Source organism: Fructilactobacillus fructivorans (assembly GCF_001434095.1).
GTDB classification, from domain to species: domain Bacteria; phylum Bacillota; class Bacilli; order Lactobacillales; family Lactobacillaceae; genus Fructilactobacillus; species Fructilactobacillus fructivorans.
Genome location: NZ_AZDS01000002.1, coordinates 95,576 through 118,332 on the forward strand (window position 1 = coordinate 95,576; position 22,757 = coordinate 118,332).

Consider the following 22,757-nt stretch of genomic DNA (forward strand, 5'->3'; position numbering starts at 1 on the left):
TTATAATTTGTATGAAGTGTTATCTTTAAACTCCAGTTATGTGAAGTCGGTTTTCAATCATCATCTTATTCATAAGATCATTTCCATCATTAGGATTTAATTCTTGTCCGTATTTGTTTAATAATTCAGTTATAATTTTTAACTGCTCCTTAGGAATAATGTTATCTGGATAGCCCCTTGTTCGTGTATAACTAAGTGAATATTTAAATGTTAAGTCTATTTCTGAACTGTATAGATGTGTAGCTTCGAAGATAGATTTAAAGTATGAATAATCTGCTTCCACTAATGAATGACCAAATATGATGATGTTCTTAACTTTTTCATCAATTAAATCGTCATATTCATTAAAACTTTCAGATAGGACTCTATATGTTTTAGTAAATATAAAAATATCACTATCAGGTTTTATATTTTCACTACCAATTCCTATTATAATTGGGTTGTTTTTGTTATCTTCCGTGTTTCCATGGATGTATCGAACATGATTTATTTTCCTATTTTCACCTGGATAAATGGGTTTGGTGGGTACTGGCGTATAGTTAAAAGTTAAAACGTTGTACCATGTACTTTCTGAGATTTTATTTAGTTTGTTTTGATAATATTCAGTGTAATATTTATTTTTTTCTGGTAGTTTTGAAATGTAATTTGAAAAATTTTGTTCAAATTTATTTAATTGATTGAATAGTTCATTGTAGGTGATATTTTTAATGTTTTGTGTATCTAATAAAAATGGTAAGATGATTTTTTTAAAATCATCTTTAATAAAGGAATAAACAGGTATTGTTTGGTTCCCAGTAATAATTTGGTTGTGATTATATTCCCATTTTCCTGGTAGTTGATGACTGTTCTGTAGTTTTTGAGTATCGATCAGTTCATCAAAATCGGTTATCATACTATAATTATTTATTCTATGTTTGGTAAAAAAATTTTTTATTTGTGATTCTACATTTGACCAATTTTTCATTTTATAAAAATCAGTTCCAATTTTATTTTCATTAATATATCTTAATAGTAAGAAATAAAGATCCCAAAAGCTTAAAGTTGTTGAATTGAAATCTCTAAAATAATTTTTTACAATTCCAAACATTTGTTTTTTGTTTATAGCATTTGGATTTTGAGTTGTATCTTTTAAGACTTTATTTAGAAGGTCATTAAAATCTTTCTTTTCTTTATTAAAATTATCATCGTCATTTTTATCGAAATAATCTTGAAAACTTGTTTTTAATCCTAAATTTAAATCAAAACCATTTCCAATAATTACAAGAGTATCTGCTTCTTGTTTATTTTCTGTCATATTCATTTCATTCCTTATAGATATATGTGATATAGGTATTTTTCTTGTGAATTAACTAATTATTTCATTAATAATATAATATTTCAACAGAATCATTAATGGGACTGAAGTTATACAAATTATTTATGCGATTATTGGAACTTTGTTAATTTTAATAATTCAATTAAATCATCCCATATATCCACCTGAAATCGCAGCTTTATATTTAAAACTGTTATCTCTTTCATACCCAAACAGACTATTCACTTGACCATATATCACTTCTTCCAAGCTCCTAATTTTGTATGAATATTCTTCTTGCTTCTTTATAAATGAATAAGAATCATCTAAGTAAATAGTAGTAGATAGATCGTCAAAGTAGATTTCTAATCTGTTATCTCCAAGTCGAATTATATGATTAAGATTTGATTTTTCATATTTAACGTTTGAGTATTTCCAAATTATTTTCTCAAAATGAATTATCACATTGCACTCATGAGTGCTAAAATATATGTTAATAAATCTTACAAAGAACTAATTTTAACTATTTACTAGAGATTTTAAAACTAGGGACATCTCATGGAATCATTAGACCAACGCTGATAGGAGTACTCTATCTTTTGATAGAGCAATGTAGCCTAACCTTAAACAATTACCAACTTTTGAAAAGGACATGGCCTTGCGGTGAATACAAGGCCATGTCCCACAGTTTCTATATGCGTTTTAGCGGAAACAACATTCTAAGGAAAATATTACTTGTTTCTTTGATCCTTAAACCATTTACCTAATACAAGGAAACCGAGAAGAGATAGCAAAGCTGCTCCGATAGTACTTAAGATATTATTAGAGTTTTGACCAGTTTGTGGTAATTTGCTTTGTTTCCGAGTGTTATTTGTAGTTTGAGAAATGGATTGGTTAATAAAAGAGCACTTTACCATGGTTGGTAAGGTGCTCTTTTTCTATTAATTTTTATAATAGTATTGTGGCTATTTGATTAGTTTCATTAGATCGGTGAAACAGTCATCCTTATCTGGAGACTGATAGTTAAAATGGCAATTTTTCTGGTACCCAAACAGACTATTAACCTGATTACAGATCATTTCCTCCATACTTCTAATCTGATAAGAAGTTTCTTCCTGCTTTTTAATAAACGAATAATTGCCATCAATATAAATCGGGGTGGCAAGATCATTAAAGTAGATTTCTAGTCGGTTATCGCCCATTCGGATGACATGGTGGAGATTATGATAGGCAATCCATGATGTGTTTCTTTTACAATGGTCGATCGATTTGAGGCGTAGTAGTTGGACATCTTTTCGGACGTACGGAATGTTCCTCTTAATCTTACAGTAAGCCGCCAGCATTTTGATTTTCGTTAGTGACAGGCGGTTGTCCTTCCATAGTTCCTTCATCAACACGTTGGTGGTTTGTTTAACTAGTGTGAAACCAGAGACACGATCAACCACCAGTGAATTAAATTGACTGTGAGCGTCTTTTAAGTCAATTAATAATAGTAAGGAGTCCCAATTTACGGAGTAAGTGGTCAACTTTCTATTCACCTGTGATGGCAGGATGGAGTTGATGTCGACGGCAAATTCGTTTCTCATCTTTCTTTTCATTGGTTCACATAAATTTAATGGTAATTCATTTAGTTCCATAGTATTTCTCCCTTTTTATTGTTCTATAGATAAATACATAGACTACGGAGAATTTGTTCATGAATTTCGATTATTTAAAATAAATGTGAATTTCCAATTATCAAACCAATCAAAAAATAAGCCCTAGTGATCATCACTAGGGCTTATTAGTGTATAAATATTTGAAGGATTATTTGGTGAATTTACGTCTGTCTCCAGCTAGTCCGAAGATTCCTAACAGAGTAGTTAGGAATCCGATGACGGACAACCAGGTGGTGTTAGATTGCCAGGTTTGTGGGAGTTGACCTTTGTGAGCTATATTTTTCGTATCATTAATAGTCGATGTTGATTGATAAGCAAAGGTGGAAGCAGATAGATTTACTTTTGCATGATTACTTAGACGATATTGACCACTACTTACTGGTGTGGCACCTGTTACGTTGGTCTTGATGTTTTCAGGATGAACGGATTCTCGTCCATTGATGTATGTCGCCCGTGACTTGGTATTTTGTTGTGCCTGATCAATGGCGTGATTAATGATTTGTTCATTAACTTGCTGAGCTGCTCTGTTACTTTCAGATTGTTTTGTTGCAGCCTGTTTTTGCCATTTTGCTATTTGTGCCTTGTCCACAGCCATTTTGGTCTTGGCTTTAGCTAATTTATTCGTTTCATTTTGGTAATCAATCAGTTGCTTTTGTAGGGCGATCAGTTTTGCTTGGTCAGCTTGCAGTTGTTGCTCTGCTCGATTAAGCTCATTTTGCTTGTTAATCAGGTCTTGGATGGCACGAGCTAATTCATCTTGAGCTTGTTGGTTAGCGGCGGTGGCTTTTTGCAACTTATTTTGATCATTATTGAGTTGGTTGGTGTCGTTTTCCACCTGTTGTTTTGCCTGAGTTAGTTTGTGCTGCAGTCCGGGAAGAACGGCGTTGTTATTGTTGATAATCTGTTGTTGGTTTGAGATTTGGTGATTAAGACCGTCGATTTCAGCTTTTGCCTTGTTAATGTCAGCTGACCATTGAGCGGGATTGTTTTCCCTGGCCGCTTTGACATCGTTAGCTAATTGATTTTGGAGGGCTGCCAGTTTGTCGTGTGCGTTCTGGAGGGTTTGCGAATCGTAACTTAAGTCTTTGTGGTAGTCCGAAATTAATTCGTAAGTATCATCGATTTGGCGTTGCAGGGTAGCTGGAGTTGGGATGTGGGCGGTTACCTCATTAAATTGTTTAGCATTTTGAATTTGGGCTGGATTAACAAAAACGAGGTGAATTTGGCCGTAGTTATCAATGCCGACGCCCAGGTATTTGCTGTTATTAACGTTACTCGTAGATGGATCGATGCCTAACAGGCTCATTTCATCACTGTCTGATGAACTATTGTCATTAAACGTCAGGTTCATAATCATGCTGTATAACCTGGAATAGATGGCGTCCATAGTGGTGAAGTTGTTGAAGTTCATGTAACCAGGAGCGACGATTTCATAACCCTTCCTTTCGGGATAGGTTAAAAGGCCATTGCTATCTGCCGCGTTATTGATGGCGTTCACATCATAGCCATTTTTACCAACATTCCAGCCGTCCTGATCGTAACCGTTTATTAGATCATTGATAAATTGGTGCATTCCCCAACCACCGATTTCAACGTCGGCGGTTCCAAACTGGTGATGCATTTGGTTAATGAGCCAATTGATGTATTCTTCCATATCTGAGTACTGAGAATTTGTGACTGTGGAATTGTTTGTCCGTTATTGTCGACAGCACTTTGGGCTTGATTAGCGCCATCCGTATCATGATTAAGCTGATTTTGATCGTTGTTGACATCGCTCAAAGCACTGGTTTACTAGTTTTAAGCTTGATGCTAGATTAACCACCATATAATTAGGGCAATAATTAAAATGACCAAGGCTAACCCTAACCAATCTTTCCACGTGGGCTTATGTGGTAACATTTCGATGGTTAAGTGCTTTCCGATTTTCCATTTCTTAGGTTTCATAAGGATACCTCCGATATTGATGTGTTATAATGAAAATGTAGTAAGAAGCGAGCGCAATCGCTCCTTATGGTTGACTAATTCATACTAAAGACAAATATGAGACTTAGAAATGATATTTTGATGCTTACTTCAAATGTCGTTAATCTAAGTCTTTTGTTGTTTTTAGAGGTCATAGTCATCACCTCCTTACTACATCTATTATGATACGCTAGTATAAGTGCATTTAAAACACTTTTTATATTTTACAGCATACAGTTTTTAATTAATTTATTATTATTAATAAAGTTTACCTACTTTTTAGTAATTTCTGCTTTTTCTCTTCAAACTCTTCCTTAGTAATGATATGCTCGTCCATTAGCTTTTTGAACTTACGGATTTTGTCGGCTTCTGAAATGGGATCATGATTGACTTCCTAAGAGTTTGTTTATTAAATAAATTATTTCTTTTTATTGGAATGTTTATCTATATATTTTTCTCTTTCTTTACCTTGTACATAGGAAGCAATATAAGCACTTAAAACGTTTAGATATTTTTAAATCATCTACATTTAGTTTTGGATGCAATTAATTATAATAGGCGTTGTCATTTCCTATCTAAGTAACCATTGTTCCATATATATGGCGAATTTTGTTGATATTAGATGTTTTATATAGGCGTGTAATTAAAGGGGTATAGATATGATAAAAAGTCTTTTACTAAAAATTCTAAAGTTTTTCTATATCCCATAGGTGCAAGTTCATCCATACATTTAATTTCAGCATTTTCTGATTGGATATATAATTTTTTAAATTCAGGTGATAAGTTTGAAATTTTATTGTTAAATGAAAATTCATGTGTCCCAATAATATATATCCATACTTAAGTAAATTTGTCGTTGCTCCACTTAAAGAAATAGTTAAACAAACAATATTTTCCGCAAGATACACATTGAAATATAATTCCAAAATGATTTTCATTATGATGATATTTAATTCCTGTTGATAATTACGTTAGCGCTTCACGTGAAAATTGAGAGAGGGAGTGTTTAAAAGGGACAACAATTTGGTTCTTTAATCATAACGTCTTTTTAAGCCACTGTTATTGTTTTTCATTTGATTTATACTATCTACTTTAATAAGAGAATTTTTAATAATTTTGTCCCTTATAGTTTGTATGAAGAGGTATCTTTAAATTCCAATTATGTGAAGTCTATTCTCAATCATCATTTTATTCATAAGATCATTTCCATCATTTGGATTTATTTCATGACCATATTTATTTAATAATGTTGTTATTATTTTTAATTGATTCTTGGGGATAATGTTTTTATGATAACCATTTTCTTCAGCATATTTAAGAGAATATTTAAAAGTTAAATCTACATCTGAACTATATAGATGAGTAGCTTCAAAGATTGATTTAAAATATGAATAATCAGCATCAGCCAGGGAGTGACCATAGATTACAATATTATGTATATTATCATCTATAAGATTTTCATACTTATTGAAGCTTTCAGATAATACTCTGTATGTTTTTGTAAAAGGATATATATCATCATCAGGGTCAATATTTTTGCTTCCAATTCCTATTATAATGGGATGATTTTTTTATCTACTACAGTTCCATGGATATAGCGAACATGATTTATTCTTTTTACTTCACAAGTAAAAATAGTTTTTGTAGGTACTGGTGTATAGTTAAAAGTTAAAACATTATACCATGTACTTTCTGATATTTTATTTAGTTTATTTTGATAACATTCAGAATAATCGTCGCCCTTTATAGGTAGTTTTAAAATATAATTAGAGAAGTTTTGTTCAAATTTATTTAATTGATTAAGTAGTTCATTGTAAGTATCATTTTTGTTATTTTGTATTTCTAGTAAAAAGGGTAGTATGATTCTTTTAAAATCATCTTTGTCAAATGAAGAATTAGGTACAGTTTGAGTCCAATTAATACCATGACTACTATCATGTTCCCCATACCCATATAATTGTTTTCCTTTTCTTAATTCTTGGGTCCATATTAGTTTATTGAAATCGTTGGATTTATTTTCATTATTTTCAGTGAAAAATCTTTTTATTTGTGTTTCTACATCTGACCAATCTTCCAGTTTATTAGAATTAGTATTATTTTTGTTAATATAGCGTAATAGTAATAAATAGAGATCCCAAAAACTTAAAATTGTTGAATTGAAATCTTTAAAATAATTTTCTATAGTTTCAAACATTTGTCCTTTTGATATTTTATTGGGATTTATAGTTGTATCCTTGGAAATTTTATTTAAAAGATCGTTAAAATTTTCTTTTTCCTGAACAAAATCGTTATTTTTATTTTTATCAAAATAATCTTGGAATCTTGTTTTTAATCCTAAACTTAAATCAAAACCATTACCAATAATTACTAAAGTATCTGAATCTCCTTGTTTATTTTCTTTAACTTTCACATTATTATCTGACATATTATTTCCACCTTTAAATTATTAATTAAAGTTATTTTACCAAATTAATCTTTGATTTCCCCTTATTCCTATACCAATTTCTTCTGCTAATCTGTTGTATTTTAACTTTGTGATTTGCTTTTACTTTATCAAAAGTGGATTTGTTAAGATAGATATATTCGTATTTAAAATCAGAACTAGGATTTTTTGCAATTGCAAATCCATCAATGGATTTTTATCATATTTGAGGAGTAGTTGATCTTTAATAGTGGTTTTGGATTGTTCTTGTATTTTAATAACTGCTTCATAAGTTGCTGGCTGATTAAACTGGTATCACTATGATTATGTTAGGTAACCCAGATTGTTGTTAAAATTAAAATGATCCTTGAAATTAGAAAAATGATAATTATATTGATTACGATTAAAATTGAATGGTGTTTATGTTTCATATTTACTCCAGTCAATTTTAATCAATAGTTAATTAGAATGATTTGAAATTATAACATCATTGTGGTAATAATTTTTATTTTACATCAAATAATATTGATAATTGGATATGACACTATGTAGTAAGTATTTACAATAAGTATTTAATATTAAATTATTATCATAATTAATTGATAAATTAATGAATAAAGATGATAAAACGTTACAATAACTAGTTATTGTAACGTTTTTATGTAGGCTACATCTTGTCATCATTATGTGCTGAAAACCTTACCCCTCTATGTGGTACACACTTTGCCTTTCTTTGTCCTGAGCATTTTTCTCCAAGTTTATGTATAATCGCGTTATTCTTTTGAGGTATTAAGTGATTACTTAATAGTAATTGTGTCTTAGAAGTGATGTGTTAGTCATTATCATTTCACAAGATGTGTTTGAAAGCGTAGGAGGAAGTTTCATGCAAAATAGGGAGCCTAAGAAACATTTTAAGATGTACAAAGCCGGCAAACGGTGGATGGTCGCAGGGATTGTGACCCTCACGACCGTTGGTGGTTTGACCATCGGTGCAAGTGCTGATAGTGCTAGTCAGCCAGCCACGAGTGACGTTAAGATTGAAGTACCAGCAGCTAGTGGCAGGGCCAGTCAAACTGATCAGAGCCAGAACGTTGCACCAGTTAAGTCTGAACAAACTGCCAACGACAGTACAACCAAGACAGATCAAGGTCTGGCCGCCAATTCACAGCAGGACGATCAGTCTAGTCAACAAGTAACAAACAGTGTCAAAGCGGAACCACAAACTGAGCAAAAGAGTCAGAATGCTCAGCCAAATGATTCTAAGCAAGTTCAGCCAGTTTCAGATCCTAAGTCTGAACAATCAAAAGATGTAAGTAATCAACCTGCTAAGGAGCAACAGTCAAACGATCAAAAGACTGATAACCAGGCCGATAATCAAATGGCCAAACAGGCTGATTCTCAGACTAAGGATCAAAATGCCCAACCTGATTCACAAATGGCAGGGCAAAGTAACAAGTCAGACCAAAATGCTGACAAACAAGATGAAAAGAATCAGACTAACCCAGTTAAAACTGAGCAAGATCAACCAAAAGTTGCTTCAGAAAAATCAAACCAGGAAACGGAAAATAAAACTGACGATCAAGCTAATTTATCTGATAATCGTGAAGCAAACGTTGCCCAATCTCAGTTTCAAGCTAATCATAACAATGTAAAACAGGCTGTTAGCGACACAATTAACGGGACTTGGGGATCAGCCAATTATGTTTACGATAAACAAACTGGAACGCTCTCATTTAATGATGGCGGGAACCTTGGGAATGAATTTGCTTATGATAGCTGGTTAGAAGCTAATCACGCTCAGGTTCAACACGTAGTCTTTAATTCGAAAGTCTCAGTTAATGATGCCAATGGTCTCTTCGCTTACTGGAGTAGTGTACAGGATTACCAAAATTTATATAATCTTGATACTTCGAACTGTACTAAGATGACTAACATGTTCTTAGATAATCATTCTCTAAAGTCACTTGATTTAACGGGCATGAACACCAGTAACGTCACCGATATGGACGCCATGTTTTATACCAATGCCGGTTTGGATGGCAAGACCGGGACACAGCTTAAATACGTCAATCTTGGTGGCATTGATACCAGCAAAGTTACCAGATTCTACAACGCATTTAAAAATGACCGTCTCTTAAGTCGGATTGATGGTTTAAACCAGCTTGACACTAGTAATGTAACTGAGATGAACAGTATGTTTGCGGATTGTTACAGCTTACAAAGCCTGGATCTTTCTAGTTTTAATACTAGCAAAGCTGATACAACCAATATGCTTGCTAATGATTCTAACTTAAATGAACTCAAATTAGGGAAAGATACGATTTTAGGTATTTCTACCAATTTACCAAACGTCCCATCACAATACGCCGGTTGGGTTCAAGTTGATGCCAATGGGAAAGTCATTCCTTACCAAGAGGCGTTACCTTCAAACGAATTAGCTGATGGAAACGCTCATCCAGGAACATGGATTTGGGGCAATCCAATTAAAGATGAATCGTCAATGCATGCTCAAGGAATTACCATTTATGCTGGTAACCAGGTACCAACGGATGCGGCTGCTTACAATGCTGCAGCTACCAACGCAGATGGAAGCGTGTCAGCAATTACTAAGATTGACACTTCGAAAGTTAACAATCAGATTCCCGGTCAATATCCAGTTACCATCACGGCCGCAAACGGCCAGAGTATGACAGTCACGGTAACAGTTATTGCCAATCAAGCTAACATCACAGCGCATGGAATCTCAATTTATGTTGGTGACAGTGTGCCAACTGATCCAGCTGCTTACGGTGCCACTGCCACTAACGAAGATGGAACCAAAGCAACGATTACTAAGATTAACACTTTAAATGTCAACAATCAGGTTCCCGGTCAATATCAGGTTGCCATTACAGCTTCAAATGGGAAGACCTTTTTCGTACCGGTAACAGTACTTGCTAAAAACGGATCCAAGCCTGATCAGCCTGGTAACAATGGCAACGGCAATAACAATCCATCCACTCCAGATAACAATGGTGGAGATCATGGAAACGGGGAACACCCAAGTACACCAAATCACAACGGTGGTAATGATAATGGTAGCAACCCAGTTGCACCAAACCAACCAAGTGGGAGACCCGAAGTTCCAAGTCAACCAGTAGCTCCTAATCAACCAACTGGTGACAATGGAAACACGGTTCCAGAAAACCATGCTCAAAATGTTCCAGAGACACCAAAGAAGCCAGCTGCTAAACCAGAAGTGCCTAGCGAGGGTATCAACAAGGATAGTAACTCAACTGCCACTAAATCAACTAATAACGGTGAGCAAGCCATTTCGAATGATCATCAGATTTCGGTAACTAGTCAGAAGAGTTCCCAAAAGGAAACTCCCGTTACCAAAACCGATCATTCTGAAAGCCAAGTGGCTTCTAAGTCACAAAGTCATCAAACGGTTCGGGAAACTCAGAGTTCAGCCCAAGAAAATTCCAAGAAGGGTAAGCAGACTTTGCCACAAACTGGTGAAAAAGTGTCTACGTTCTTAGAATTGATTGGACTTGGCTTCATTGCGTCCGCTGCCGTCTTAGCATGGCGTGATTTGAAGCATCGTGTTAAATAGATCGGATAAATAAGAAGTCACTCTCGGTTGAGAGTGACTTTTTGTTTACTTATTTTTTAGAAGTTCTTTCTTTTTCTCCTCAAATTCTTCCTTGGTGATGATATGATCGTCCATTAATCCCTTGAATTTACGGATTTCGTCAGCTTCTGAAATGGCTTCTTGATTAGAATCTTTAGAAAAGAAAGTTGTGAGAGTACTTGTCAGCATTCCCACAAAACTAACTCCAACTAGCATTAAAATAATTGCGATCCCCTTGCCAATCTTGGTTTTAGGACTAATATCACCATAGCCAACGGTCGTGGTGGTTGTGATTGCCCACCAAATTGAATTAGTTAGTGATGTATTTTCAACGATTGAGTAAAGGCCAGCGGCAAGTAAAATTATGATGATACAGATAATTAGGAGGTAGATGAAACCGTTTGTTTTAAGGAATTTTTCAATTCGCTCTTTAAATTTCCCCAAGACACCAGCCACTCTGAAGATTCTAAAAACGCGAGTTAGACGGGTTACACGGGAAATTTTGAAAAATGAAAGTCCAAAACCAAAGGGAATGATTGCTAAAAGATCAAACAGATGGGTCTTGACGTATTTCCATTTCTTCTTGGCCAGAAACAGTCCGCCAAAGTAATCAACGGTAAAGATGATCCAAATGGCATCATCAATGGAAATGTAAGGTTCAACGTCCAAATTAATCTTATTCATAAATTGGAGAATTACTAACACGATTGAAACGATGGCCAGTAAGATGATGACAGCATCATATGTATTTTTGATGGTTTGTTTCCTCAATTTCATTTCTCTTTGACTTGATTTATTTCCTTTCCCAATGGCTTACCTACTTCTTCCTTTTGTTTAAAAGCCTTTTTTTGCTTATCATTCAACCCGTCAAGGTACCACGATCCTTCAAAGGGGTTTCGACGTTTAGGCATCGTAATTACATTTTTAAGTTTTTTTGATTTCATTATTAGTTCCCTCTTAAAATTCGATTTACTACCTATTTTACCAGTCATCTAAAGTTTTAGTGAGCATAAAAAACTAGCACCCATGCCTAGGTGCTAGTCTGGAGAAATTAAAATGTCATTTCAAAAGTTAATTATTGTAAGCTAATGATTTTAAAATTATCATCATCTGAGAAAATCTCAAATTCAAACACTTTGCCAAGTGCGTAGTGCTCAACGTGATAGGCGACATTGTCGTCAATCGCGTTCTCTAATCGTGAAAGATTCAAGTTGCGAACAAAAATGATCGCGTACTCTAGTAACATTATGGGGTCATCAATCAGATCATGAAATTGGCTCTCATCATCACACACTGTGGTGATATTCCCGGAAAATTCGTCACCAATGGTGTTGACCCCGTTGTAACATTTCTGTTTGAAGAATTCGTTACGGATAAATCCAAGACGATTGGCTTGGTCACGGTCTTTAACCTGATCGGTCTTGACCTCAAAGTCATCGTCGGTTTTATTAAGTTGGCTGTGTTTGGGCGCAAAGTCCCAAATGGAGCGTTTATCTTTGAAGTTTGGTGTGACGTTATAAGGATTTAAGCGGATGATTTCACTATCATTGAGTTCGCATACTGGCAAAGATGAATACAGTTTTTCTTTTCTTTGCTTCTTGATGTAGGCGTCTTGGTACATTAGGACTAGGTCGATAACGTATTGGGCGTCTCGAAGTTCATTTAATTTCATAGTTATCCTCCTCCCTATGCCAATCAATATAGCAGGAATTTACAGTGAAAGTCTACTAAGTTGTTTGTAAGTTAACATGGGGTGGGGATGAAAATGATTTAAGTAAGAATAATTGTAAAATAGTGTTATAGAAGCATTTTTAAGCAACAGGTACTACTGCTGGCATGCATTATTTTTTATGAAATAAACATTATTTGTTAAATAATTCACTACATTGAATTGCTTCTTATCAAGTAAATTTGGTACGATGAATAAAGTTTAAACTAGTTGTGATTATTTCAATAAGGAGAATTAAATGAACGTTCATAAGTTTATCGCATTAACTGAACCTAGTTCAATTGTATCAACCCTCTCACCCTTTATTGTTGGCATTATGTTTACAAGTTATGGCTATGGGAAGTTGAATGTTTTTAATTCGTTGGTTTTATTACTAGCATGCTTAACTATCCACTTAATGGCAAACGCGCTAGACAATTTATCGGATTATCGGGCTTCTTTTCAAACGACCAATTCAACGGCTCAAAAGTTTCGGCAAAAAACCAATTCATTAGGAGTCCACGGAATCTCATTTAAAGCAGCCATCGTAACGGCGGCAATTTTAGGAATAATAACCGTTATTTTGGGGATCTATTTACTCTTTGCGACCACAATGTGGCTTTTAGTGATCGGTATAATTGGCTTTGTGATTAGCTATTTGTATTCAGGTGGAAAGCTACCGATCTCGCACACGCCCTTTGGGGAGGCGGCGTGCTCACTGACGATGGGAGTTGGAATTACATATACTGTCATCATGGTTAATATCCCAGTTTCGCAGTTTAGCTGGAACTTGTTTCTTTCTGGATTTTTAGTTGCTACCATCACTATTTTTCCGCTTGCAAGTATCATGTTAGCTAATAATACCTGTGATGTGGCAGAAGACGTGAAGATGGATCGACACACGATTGTTTCAGTTATCGGGAAAAAACGTGCCCTGGAGGCATTTGCAGCCAACTATGTTATTACTTACATCATGGTGATAGTAACGGTTCTACTTCGTTTATTGCCTATTAGCATGCTGTTGGTTTTAGTAACCATCCCCATCGTGTATAAACACGTGAAAGAATTCTTCGCGGTTCAAGATAAAAAACGAACCTTTATTTTATCGGTCAAAAATAGTTTCACAATTGTTACCATGATCACCATTGCTGGGATTTGTGAGCTACTTTTTGACGGTTTAATTAAATAAATTCTAAAAAGTGGAAAGCTATTTCCACTTTCAAACTCAATATTACGACGTTAGCTCTTGCTAACGTCTTTTTTACGGCAAAAATCCCTCATTGCCCGTCATGGTAACGCTTTTAATCTGACCTTATGCTCATATTTGTGACAAAGGCCTTTGGATCAAACTACTTAAGGGAGATTCAATTTTATGAAAAACAAGCAAACCGCATTTCAGTTCTTAATGGAAGGTGACCACGAAATCATCGTGTTTGGGGTGCTCAAACGCCTGGGCATCCGTCCATTTTGCGATCAGTATCAGGATTTAGTGTCGGAAGGCCGACTGTCGTTTGTGGAAGCATACGACCGGTATCCCGGAGATTGTAACGACGAAGAGAGTCGGCTGAACTTCATCTATCAAGGCGTCTACTGGCACATCCTGGATATATTGAGAAGGGAACGGAGACAGAATTCTCACCTTGATGTGGAAACTAGTGAAGATGTGGATGTCATTGCGACAAATGATGAGGAGATTGAGAGTCGGGTCGTCTTGGAGGGAATTTTGGCTCAATTAGATGATCGCGAATGTCAGATGGTTAGTGGGTTATACAACGGGCAGTCAATGACGGCGATTGCCAGCGAACTCCATGTTTCCCGCAAAACTCTGTACCAATGGCGAAAACGAATTATTAAAAAAATTGATTGGGGTAACACATTTGCCAGCTGATTCGTTTCTAGTAGGTGTAAGGGGGTTGGCCAACTGCCTTAACAAAATAAATTTTAGAGGATGGAAAAAATGAAAAGAAATTGGATGAAGACAAGCGCAACATACACACTGGCAGAAGACAGTCACGCTGACGCGAAGCACACCTTCAACAACCTGGTGCAAAACGTTTCAGAAGATCAAATCAAACAGTTCGGTGTGATTTTGGCAGAACTATCCGGTGCCAAGTTTAAGAAAGCCACCTTAAGTTCCACCGATACGTTAGACGCTGAATAATTAGGAGGATGAAGATGAGAAATTTAGAATTAGTTTTTAAATCAGACGAAAACAAGGTCAAAACCATTAAGTTGAGCTACGCTTCTAGCACACTAGGGGAAGCAATTGTGAAAAACGCAATGGATCGCATTGCCAAGCTAGAGATGTTTCAAAAAGACGGGGTGAACTTGTACAACACTCCTGTTTGTGCTCGTTACGTTGAGATTAAGAAGTACCCAATCTACCAAGCACCGGTACCAGCGACGAAATAAAGTTACGAGTTACGAAAAGCACTTCACGAAATGTGGAGTGCTTTTTACATAGCGGTACATTGTTGCGGTTGCGTCACAGATTTTATTGAAGTAAAATGGCGTGACATCACAAATGTGTTGGAAAGATTGCCTTTGAGTCACGCACTTCACTTTCGTTTTGTTAGTGTTGAAAGCACGTAAGGAGCGACATCAATGAAAAAAACAATTAAATATGTGGTTCTCGGAATCATTTCCATCTTAGTCGTCGTGGTGATGGGACTATTTTTCCTTTTTCACGACGAATTATCTACGCTGAATTCCGTCAAAGAGGTTAACGGATATCCAATGTACGAGATGACGTACAAGAATGACTATGGATTAGATAAGCTGCTTAAAAAGGGTGCGTCCAACGATCAGGAACTGGTTCAGTTTGCGTCGAAACAGCTATTAAAGGGACTGCCACTCAAGATTGACATCCCAAAGGTCGCCTGCACGACCTTTTCGGCCACCACGCCTAACGGGCAACATTTATTTGGCCGAAATTTTGATCTCGAATATTCCCCGTCAATGGTGGTTAAGACCGCACCAAAAGACGGATACAAGAGTATTTCAATGGTTGACCTGAAGTTTCTCGGACTTGATAAGCAGGCCATGAATCATTTTTCTGACAAGGTTATTTCCCTAGCGGCACCGTACATCCCGTTTGACGGGATTAACGAAAAAGGAGTTAGTGCGGCCGTTCTGTGGGTGCCAGACAAGGTTACCAATCAACAGACTGGCAAACCAGATATCACCACGAGTGTTGCCATTCGCATGATTTTAGATAAGGCTAAGGACACAAATCAGGCAATTGCCTTACTGAAGAAGTACGACATGCACGCGTCGGCGGACGGCTGTTACCACTTCCAACTTAACGATGCCAAGGGTCACAGCGCCGTGGTGGAGTATGAGAATAATAAGATGTCAGTCATTCCGCAGACCGGTAACCACCAGGTCTTGACCAACTTTTATGAGACGCTTGGAAGTAAGTATCATCATGGAATCGGCTTTGATCGCTACAACGTGGCCAATAATCATTTGAATCAAAGTCACGGGATTGAGACCGAGAAACAAGGACTTCAGCTGTTAAACGACGTGCACGACGGTCCGCACATGCCTTACAAGGATGATGATCCGACGCAGTGGACGGTTCTTTATAATAATTCTAAAAAGACGATGACGGTGGTGACCGGTGCTAATTTTAAAAAGCAATATCACTACCACGTTAATTAATTAAAGCACTTCATTTGATATGAAGTGCTTTTTTTGTGCGTTATAATTTAACTATTGAAGAAACGAATTTGAAAGGAGGAATTGTATGAGTTTACGGTTTGTTTTAGCACCAGATTCATTTAAAGACAGCATGACCGCCAAGCAGGTGACAAATGCGATGGCGGCGGGAATTACCAACGTGGATCCATATGCCCGCATTGATAAAGTTCCGATGGCTGACGGTGGTGAAGGGACCGTTGACACGCTGGTCGATGCGACCCACGGAAAGAAGATTAACGTGACGGTCGATGGCCCGATTCCTGGTCAAAAGGTGGAATCATTTTTTGGGATGCTGGGTGACGGAAAGACCGCGGTGATTGAGATGGCGAAGGCCAGTGGACTGGAACTTATTCCGGAAAACCGCCGCAATCCGATGGTAACCACCACACTAGGTACTGGTGAACTGATTCGGGCGGCCCTTGATTTTGGTGCTCAAAAGATCATCATCGGCATTGGCGGAAGTGCCACCGTTGATGGTGGGGCTGGCATGGCGATGGCTCTTGGAGTCAGGTTTATGGATGAGAACGGAAAGGTTATCATTCCAAACGGATCGTCGATTGGTCGAATTTCCGATATCTCCGTTGCCGGTCTTGATCACCGGATCTCTGAGACTGAATTTGTGGTGGCTTCCGATGTCACCAATCCGTTGGTTGGAAAGAACGGAGCCGCACCCGTCTTTGGCCCACAAAAGGGCGCTAATTCGAGCCAGGTGGTTCAGTTAGATGATAATTTGCGAAGTTACGCCCACGTTATTTACGATAAGTTAGGTGTCGACGTGACCAATATTCCTGGCAGTGGAGCCGCTGGTGGCGTTGGCGCTGGTTTACTGGTATTTACCAAGGCTAAACTTCGTCCTGGTATTGAGATTGTTGAAGAAGCCGTTGGACTGGAAGAAAAAATTAAACAGGCCGACTGCGTATTTACCGGTGAGGGTAGCATTGATTCACAGACGAAGTTTGGTAAGGTGCCCTTTGGCGTGGCTAAGCTCGGAAAGAAGCACCACAAGCCGGTCTTTGTCGAGACAGCCCACATTGGTGATGGGATTGGCGACCTCTATGACGCCGGCATTTCCACCGTCATCGACATCCTAAGTGGGGTGACACCCATGGCGGAAGCACTCGAACGCGGACCTGAGAATATTGAACGCACCACTGAGAATATGGTAAGAATTATCAAAGCCAGTTCAAAACTTTAATTTTAAAACAAAAATAGGGTAGAATAAACGCATGGAGTAGTGGAATACGTTTATGAAATGGCGGTAGGAAAATGAAGAAATTTTTGGGAAACCTTCTCATTGTGATCCTAGTAGTGGTCGGACTGGGACTGGTTTTTAACTCACAGATTATGTCGTGGTGGGTTGGATACCAGGGAGGACAGAAGGCTAGTAGTATTACCAAGCAGGAAGCGAAACGTGGCAATCAGCGTAAGGGTGATTACAACTTCAATAACGTGAAGGCGGTCGACGAGAACGCCATCATGAAGAGTACGAAAGCCAAGCAGTCCCCAGCGATTGGTCGAATTAAGATCCCCGATCTCAAGGTTGATTTGCCGATCTTTAAAGGTCTAAACGACGATGACCTGACGATTGGAGCTGGCACGATGAAGATGGATGAGAAGATGGGCGAGAAAAACTACGTCTTAGCTGGCCATCATATGAAGAACCCTGACGTGCTGTTTTCGCCTTTGTCGCGAGCAAAGGTGGGGCAGAAGATCTACCTCTCGAATCCTAGTAAGAAATACACCTATAAAATTACCAGTAAAAAAATTGTTTCGGAAAATGATATTTCGGTGATTAATGATAATGGTAACCAAAAGGAAATCACATTAGTGACGTGTGCTTCTGGCAATCCTGGTGAAACGCGCCGTTTGATTGTGTCTGGCGAATTAGTGAAATCTTAATATAAAAAAAGTCCTCTAAATTAGAGGACTTTTTTATTGGGATAATTACTTAAAATATTTGAATTATTATATTGTTCTCTTTATAATAAACCCGCTTTACGGGTATGAATTATGTTTAATTGTGTAACTTTAATTTTGATATTAGGGGGGAATTTTATGTACGTGGATTCAAAAAAACATTTTAAGATGTATAAAGCCGGAAAGAAGTGGATGGTAGCGGCCATTGTCACCGCATTTACCGTTGGCGGACTAACCATTGGGGTTAATGCGGATACGATGGTTTCGTCCAATTCCTCATCCGACGTGTCAACAAGTGAACAATCGCAACAGACTACATATACGGCTTCTACGAAGAATGCCAATGCGGAAAACGATCAATCTCATAGTGTTACGTCGTCAGGTGATTTCAATCAAACGACGAAGCGGGATACTTCAAAGCCGGGCGATCAATCACCAGGTGCGAAATCACAGAACCAAGATGATGATCAATCGAACCAACCGGTATCGAAATCGCAGCCAGATCAAAAGCAGAGTAACGATCAATCCAGTCAAACTAAAGCAGGTCAAGACAAAACTGTTGGACAAAAAAACGATTCAGTAAAAGATGAAAATAATACTAATAGTTCTAATCATCAGTCCAATCAGGAAGACAAGCAATCGTCTGATCAGAATGACTCTAGTAAAGTTAATCCAAATCAAAAACAAGGTCAGGTCCCACAAACTAACCAGAGCAACTCTGATGATAAGACCGCTTCTCAAAATGATCAACCGAAAAGAAAAACTCAGGATAAATCAGTTAAATCTGATCCCCAGTCAGCCACTAATCAACCGGTTTCTGGGCAAAAAAATAATAATACCCAATTAGCCAGTGAAAATACCAATAGTAATTTGCCAAGGGGAATAAAGATTACCAGTAATCAAGTTAGTGCTCCATCGAACAACGACTTTAATCAATTTGGCAATTTAGATATTAGTAATAACGTTTCGGTCACAGACGCAAACGCCACCATTAATCCGGGTGACAAAATCGGGTTTAACATCGCTCATAGTGCCGATTCTAATGGTAATGGCATGATGAAGAAGGTCATTAATTGGAATCGAGTTGCCATGACGGGTGGTACTGACTATGGCCATTTAGAAGTCAATGGCGATACCGGTCAGGTCTTTTATGTTTTTGATAAAACCGTTCAGCTCACAACAAGTGGATTTGAATTCAATTTAAACGTGCCATTTCAAGCTGATTCAAGTGTGCCACGTGTTGCCACTAACTATTCCTCTGATTTTCAGCAAGGCAACACGACTTATCAACTAGGTAATTTTTCTTATGGTTACACGGTTTCTTCCAATCTATCAGCGCCAAACCAAGCTCAAGCACCTGGCTTAAGAGCCGGACAGGATGGAAGTGGCGACTATGCGGGCGTTTCAACATATGATGGGCCCAATGCGAATAATCCGGTTGCAGGTTCCGATCATGCGCATTCGATCTTTGATCCCAGTAAGGGTGACCAACCCAGTTTTACCAACGTTTTGTATCCTAATACTGATCCAGATAGTAATCTCAATAATCTAACTGGCAGAACGTGGACCGTTGATGTTAAGGGAAATAAAGCTTCTTTTGACCTAAATGGTTTACGGTTTGGGATTCCACAAGCTAACCTTCCCTCATCAGTAGCATGGGCCGGAAAGTACGCTGGTCAATGGATTACGTTAGGTCAACTGAGACAAGTTTTACCTGGTATGCAGGTTCAAATGAATCAAATTAGTTCGGATAACGCACGGTTAGCACTCATCTTTCCCAATGATGTTGGAATCCAGGATCTACAATTCACGGGTAATTTAGTTGCCCCAGACGTTGGTGGCACTTATTCAGTCAACTTTGGCTACCACGATGATCAGGGAACCCATTTCGATAATATTCCCATGACACTCACCTATCGAACTAGTAAGCAACATGGCTTTTTCCCGTCCATTGCGGCCAGTGACAAGTCCCTTAATGCCGACACCTTTGACGTTAACAATTTAAATCGTTACTTGTTAGATGGAACGAATGTTCAGGATAGTACTAATAATGATAAGTTGAAAATTTCTGATGATTCATACTTAAGAAATGCGTTGATTGAACATCAGGCTGGGACTTATAACGTTACATACGAAACGACCAATTCACTTGGTCTAACAAGTTATCAAACGGTTAGTGTGACGGTTGCCGTCAGTCAGAATGTCACGGATTCAACGACGGGGACTACCACCATCCATTACAATAATAATAATTGTAACCAGGTTGCTCCTGACAAAGTCATTAACGCCCATTTCACGCGGACGGGTAAAAGAGATCCTTTAACAAACAATGTTACTTGGGATGACTGGGATAGTGATGATAGTGGCTATGACATCACTCCTCCGACCGTGAAGTTTATGACTCCGAATAAGATTCATGTTAGTGGGGATGTCGTGGCGAACGAACATAATTTCGAGACGGTTGTTTATTCTGGCATGACGAAATTGGTAACCGATGAAGGACGGGGCCAAAGGAAAATTTATTACGTTGATAGGAACGGTAAGGAAATTGCTCCAAGTAAGACCGTAACGGCCGATTTTACTCGAACTGGCCTTAAAGATCTCTTGCTTAACGAAATTATGTGGAACAATTGGACTAGTAATGATAATCACTATGACGTTAGTTTGCCCGCCATTGATGGCATGGCATCTGGTAAAGATGGCGTTAGCGGAACGATCACATTGAATGAAAATGATACTGATAATGTGATTTATACCGATAATACCGAACCAGTAAGTGATCATGCTACGGCTCAAAGGACCATTCATTACGTTGATAGTAATGGCAATGAGATTGCTCCAAGTAAGATCGTAACGGCCAACTTCATTCGTACTGGAACGAAGAATCTGCGAACCGATGACATCGCATGGAACAATTGGACCAGTAATAATGATCGTTATGATATTAATTCAGCAACCGTTGACAACATGACGCCTGGTCAACAACGCATAAGTGGTGTGCTGACTCCTGGTGAGAGAAATTCAGAAAACGTGATTTATTCTGATAATACGAAACAGATCACTGATGAAACAACTGGACAAAAGGTAATTCGTTATGTCGATCGCGATGGCAAGAAGGTTGCTCCAAGCAAAACCATGACGGCCGACTTTACCAGAACAGGTATTAAAGATCTAAGGACTGGAGATGTCACATGGAATAAGTGGAATAGTAATCACTACAATGCAACCTCTCCATCTGTTGATAACATGACACCAAGTCAGTCGCAAATTAGTGGGACGTTGTCTCCGAATGAAAATGATTCCGAAAATGTGGTTTATACCGATAATACTGAACCAGTGAATGACCAAACAACTGGTCGGAAGACGATTCATTATGTCGATCACGATGGCAAGAAAGTTGCCTCAAGTAAAACAATTACTACCAATTTCCATCGAACTGGTATAAAGGATATGAGAAGTGGAAATATCACGTGGAACAACTGGATTGATAATGACAACCATTATAATGTTACTTCGCCGGCAGTCGACAATATGACTCCTAACGAGCAACATGTTTGTGGAACGATCGCTTTAAATGAAAATGACTCCGAAAAGGTTGTTTATACCGATAATACAAAGCAAATTACCAATAAAGTTGGTGGTCAAAAGGTTATTCGTTACGTCAATGGTAATGGTAAAGAAGTTGTTCCAAGTAAGACCGTAACGGCCAACTTCATTCGAACTGGAACGAAGGATTTGCGAACCAATAACATCACGTGGAACGATTGGAACAGTGAGAATGCTCGCTATGATGTTACTTCGCCAGCAGTCGACAGCATGACGCCTGATAAAAAACGGATTAGTGGGACGTTGATGCCAAACGAAAGTAGTTCAGAAAACGTGATTTATACCAAGAATCATTCTAAAGAAACTAAAACGACCCTAGCTCATCCAGCTAATGGTGATAGTAGCGACCCCATTCCAAGTCAAAACAATCATCATGATAATTTCACTCCAAATAAAAATAAGAATAATCATTCCATGAATTTTGGTGGTAAGAAACAAAGTCCAATTGCTTCAAAGTTTGATAAATCCAACGAAGGTTTTGTTAATAAAATTACGGAACTCCATACGCCACGGATCGTTCATCCTGATCAAATCCGTCAACAAAAGCGAGTTTCTCAGGTACCCCTTAAAGTAACGACCCAATCAAACCGAGAAGAAAAGACGGCAAAACCTAATCAAGTTATCCGTAAGAACAAAGCCCAGTTGCCACAAACTGGCCAAAATTCCGATAACTTCTTAAGTATTATTGGGACAATGTTGCTGTCACTACTTGGTTTTATTGGATTAGAAAAATGGTTTAGAGACCGAAAAGAAACCAAGTAAGCATGTAATTAAAAATATGAGAGTTTCATAAGGTTAGAGGTCAACATCTACGTAGGGTGTTGGTCTCATTTTTATAATTTATTAATAAAAAAATAAATTGTTTAAAGCCAAAT

The 22,757-nt window shown here is 37.6% G+C and carries 18 protein-coding genes and 1 pseudogene; 9 read left to right on the forward strand and 10 right to left on the reverse strand.

Features of this window, described 5'->3' with window-relative positions; translation table 11 throughout:
* Positions 1-25 precede the first annotated feature (25 nt).
* From FC73_RS02510 to FC73_RS02535, 7 genes and pseudogenes are all read right to left on the reverse strand, one after another.
* Entirely contained in the window at positions 26-1,294 is a 1,269-nt protein-coding gene (locus FC73_RS02510) for an AbiH family protein (protein WP_010022257.1), read from the reverse strand.
* Positions 1,295-2,025: 731 nt separating this feature from the next.
* A complete protein-coding gene (locus FC73_RS07165) occupies positions 2,026-2,211 on the reverse strand; it encodes an LPXTG cell wall anchor domain-containing protein (RefSeq protein ID WP_081454158.1) in 186 nt (61 codons plus the stop codon).
* Between the two features lie 48 nt (positions 2,212-2,259).
* On the reverse strand, positions 2,260-2,931 hold the full coding sequence (locus FC73_RS02520; RefSeq protein WP_010022259.1) for a hypothetical protein: 672 nt from the start codon (positions 2,929-2,931) through the stop codon (positions 2,260-2,262).
* Positions 2,932-3,100: 169 nt separating this feature from the next.
* Positions 3,101-4,624 (reverse strand): annotated as a pseudogene (locus FC73_RS02525) (SEC10/PgrA surface exclusion domain-containing protein); the annotation flags it as partial.
* Positions 4,625-4,761: 137 nt separating this feature from the next.
* The gene (locus FC73_RS07095) at positions 4,762-4,896 is read right to left on the reverse strand and encodes a hypothetical protein (RefSeq protein WP_010022262.1); all 135 of its coding nucleotides are present in this window, start codon (positions 4,894-4,896) and stop codon (positions 4,762-4,764) included.
* 286 nt (positions 4,897-5,182) lie between these two features.
* Positions 5,183-5,290, reverse strand: a complete 108-nt coding sequence (locus FC73_RS07065; protein WP_115791461.1) for an SHOCT domain-containing protein — start codon at positions 5,288-5,290, stop codon at positions 5,183-5,185.
* A 1,176-nt stretch (positions 5,291-6,466) separates the two neighbouring features.
* Positions 6,467-7,339: an AbiH family protein gene (locus FC73_RS02535; RefSeq protein ID WP_010022266.1), complete on the reverse strand. Its 873-nt coding sequence runs from the start codon at positions 7,337-7,339 to the stop codon at positions 6,467-6,469.
* Positions 7,340-8,219: 880 nt separating this feature from the next.
* Here FC73_RS02535 and FC73_RS02540 point away from each other — a divergent pair.
* Complete coding sequence (locus FC73_RS02540; protein ID WP_010022267.1) at positions 8,220-10,931, forward strand: BspA family leucine-rich repeat surface protein; 2,712 nt, start codon at positions 8,220-8,222, stop codon at positions 10,929-10,931.
* A gap of 45 nt (positions 10,932-10,976) precedes the next feature.
* Here FC73_RS02540 and FC73_RS02545 read toward each other — a convergent pair whose 3' ends face one another.
* From FC73_RS02545 to FC73_RS02550, 3 genes are all read right to left on the reverse strand, one after another.
* Positions 10,977-11,726, reverse strand: coding sequence for a potassium channel family protein (locus FC73_RS02545; RefSeq protein ID WP_029327153.1), 750 nt, complete (start codon positions 11,724-11,726; stop codon positions 10,977-10,979).
* The gene (locus FC73_RS06970) at positions 11,723-11,893 is read right to left on the reverse strand and encodes a hypothetical protein (protein WP_010022269.1); all 171 of its coding nucleotides are present in this window, start codon (positions 11,891-11,893) and stop codon (positions 11,723-11,725) included. Before FC73_RS06970 ends, FC73_RS02545 begins: the two co-directional genes overlap by 4 nt.
* Before the next feature lie 131 nt (positions 11,894-12,024).
* Complete coding sequence (locus FC73_RS02550; RefSeq protein WP_010022270.1) at positions 12,025-12,621, reverse strand: hypothetical protein; 597 nt, start codon at positions 12,619-12,621, stop codon at positions 12,025-12,027.
* Positions 12,622-12,916: 295 nt separating this feature from the next.
* On the opposite strand from FC73_RS02550, the gene FC73_RS02555 reads away from it, so the two are divergent.
* The 8 genes from FC73_RS02555 (at position 12,917) to FC73_RS02590 (ending at position 22,644) form a co-directional block, all read left to right on the forward strand.
* Positions 12,917-13,846 carry a prenyltransferase gene (locus tag FC73_RS02555; protein ID WP_010022271.1) on the forward strand — a complete coding sequence of 310 codons (930 nt, stop codon included), beginning with the start codon at positions 12,917-12,919 and terminating at the stop codon, positions 13,844-13,846.
* Positions 13,847-14,062: 216 nt separating this feature from the next.
* Positions 14,063-14,545 (forward strand): sigma-70 family RNA polymerase sigma factor, encoded by a 483-nt coding sequence (locus tag FC73_RS02560; RefSeq protein WP_225416849.1) that lies wholly within the window; start codon positions 14,063-14,065, stop codon positions 14,543-14,545.
* Between the two features lie 69 nt (positions 14,546-14,614).
* Entirely contained in the window at positions 14,615-14,818 is a 204-nt protein-coding gene (locus FC73_RS02565; protein ID WP_010022274.1) for a DUF1659 domain-containing protein, read from the forward strand.
* 14 nt (positions 14,819-14,832) lie between these two features.
* On the forward strand, positions 14,833-15,069 hold the full coding sequence (locus tag FC73_RS02570; RefSeq protein WP_010022277.1) for a DUF2922 domain-containing protein: 237 nt from the start codon (positions 14,833-14,835) through the stop codon (positions 15,067-15,069).
* A 192-nt stretch (positions 15,070-15,261) separates the two neighbouring features.
* Complete coding sequence (locus tag FC73_RS02575; protein ID WP_010022278.1) at positions 15,262-16,320, forward strand: linear amide C-N hydrolase; 1,059 nt, start codon at positions 15,262-15,264, stop codon at positions 16,318-16,320.
* An 85-nt stretch (positions 16,321-16,405) separates the two neighbouring features.
* Positions 16,406-17,554, forward strand: a complete 1,149-nt coding sequence (locus FC73_RS02580) for a glycerate kinase (protein WP_010022280.1) — start codon at positions 16,406-16,408, stop codon at positions 17,552-17,554.
* A gap of 71 nt (positions 17,555-17,625) precedes the next feature.
* Complete coding sequence (locus tag FC73_RS02585) at positions 17,626-18,258, forward strand: class A sortase (protein ID WP_010022282.1); 633 nt, start codon at positions 17,626-17,628, stop codon at positions 18,256-18,258.
* A 156-nt stretch (positions 18,259-18,414) separates the two neighbouring features.
* Positions 18,415-22,644 carry a mucin-binding protein gene (locus tag FC73_RS02590; RefSeq protein ID WP_056936286.1) on the forward strand — a complete coding sequence of 1,410 codons (4,230 nt, stop codon included), beginning with the start codon at positions 18,415-18,417 and terminating at the stop codon, positions 22,642-22,644.
* Positions 22,645-22,757 lie beyond the last annotated feature (113 nt).

Bases quoted from the DNA above. Each gene is read 5' to 3' on its own strand.
- FC73_RS02555 (WP_010022271.1), top strand. From the start codon at position 12,917: ATGAACGTTCATAAGTTTATCGCATTAACTGAACCTAGTTCAATTGTA.
- FC73_RS02520 (WP_010022259.1), bottom strand. From the start codon at position 2,931: ATGGAACTAAATGAATTACCATTAAATTTATGTGAACCAATGAAAAGA.
- FC73_RS07095 (WP_010022262.1), bottom strand. From the start codon at position 4,896: ATGAAACCTAAGAAATGGAAAATCGGAAAGCACTTAACCATCGAAATG.
- FC73_RS02590 (WP_056936286.1), top strand. From the start codon at position 18,415: ATGTACGTGGATTCAAAAAAACATTTTAAGATGTATAAAGCCGGAAAG.
- FC73_RS02510 (WP_010022257.1), bottom strand. From the start codon at position 1,294: ATGACAGAAAATAAACAAGAAGCAGATACTCTTGTAATTATTGGAAAT.
- FC73_RS02565 (WP_010022274.1), top strand. From the start codon at position 14,615: ATGAAAAGAAATTGGATGAAGACAAGCGCAACATACACACTGGCAGAA.
- FC73_RS02575 (WP_010022278.1), top strand. From the start codon at position 15,262: ATGAAAAAAACAATTAAATATGTGGTTCTCGGAATCATTTCCATCTTA.
- FC73_RS02560 (WP_225416849.1), top strand. From the start codon at position 14,063: ATGGAAGGTGACCACGAAATCATCGTGTTTGGGGTGCTCAAACGCCTG.
- FC73_RS02580 (WP_010022280.1), top strand. From the start codon at position 16,406: ATGAGTTTACGGTTTGTTTTAGCACCAGATTCATTTAAAGACAGCATG.
- FC73_RS07165 (WP_081454158.1), bottom strand. From the start codon at position 2,211: ATGGTAAAGTGCTCTTTTATTAACCAATCCATTTCTCAAACTACAAAT.
- FC73_RS02535 (WP_010022266.1), bottom strand. From the start codon at position 7,339: ATGTCAGATAATAATGTGAAAGTTAAAGAAAATAAACAAGGAGATTCA.
- FC73_RS02585 (WP_010022282.1), top strand. From the start codon at position 17,626: ATGAAGAAATTTTTGGGAAACCTTCTCATTGTGATCCTAGTAGTGGTC.
- FC73_RS02540 (WP_010022267.1), top strand. From the start codon at position 8,220: ATGCAAAATAGGGAGCCTAAGAAACATTTTAAGATGTACAAAGCCGGC.
- FC73_RS06970 (WP_010022269.1), bottom strand. From the start codon at position 11,893: ATGAAATCAAAAAAACTTAAAAATGTAATTACGATGCCTAAACGTCGA.
- FC73_RS02570 (WP_010022277.1), top strand. From the start codon at position 14,833: ATGAGAAATTTAGAATTAGTTTTTAAATCAGACGAAAACAAGGTCAAA.
- FC73_RS02545 (WP_029327153.1), bottom strand. From the start codon at position 11,726: ATGAAATTGAGGAAACAAACCATCAAAAATACATATGATGCTGTCATC.
- FC73_RS02550 (WP_010022270.1), bottom strand. From the start codon at position 12,621: ATGAAATTAAATGAACTTCGAGACGCCCAATACGTTATCGACCTAGTC.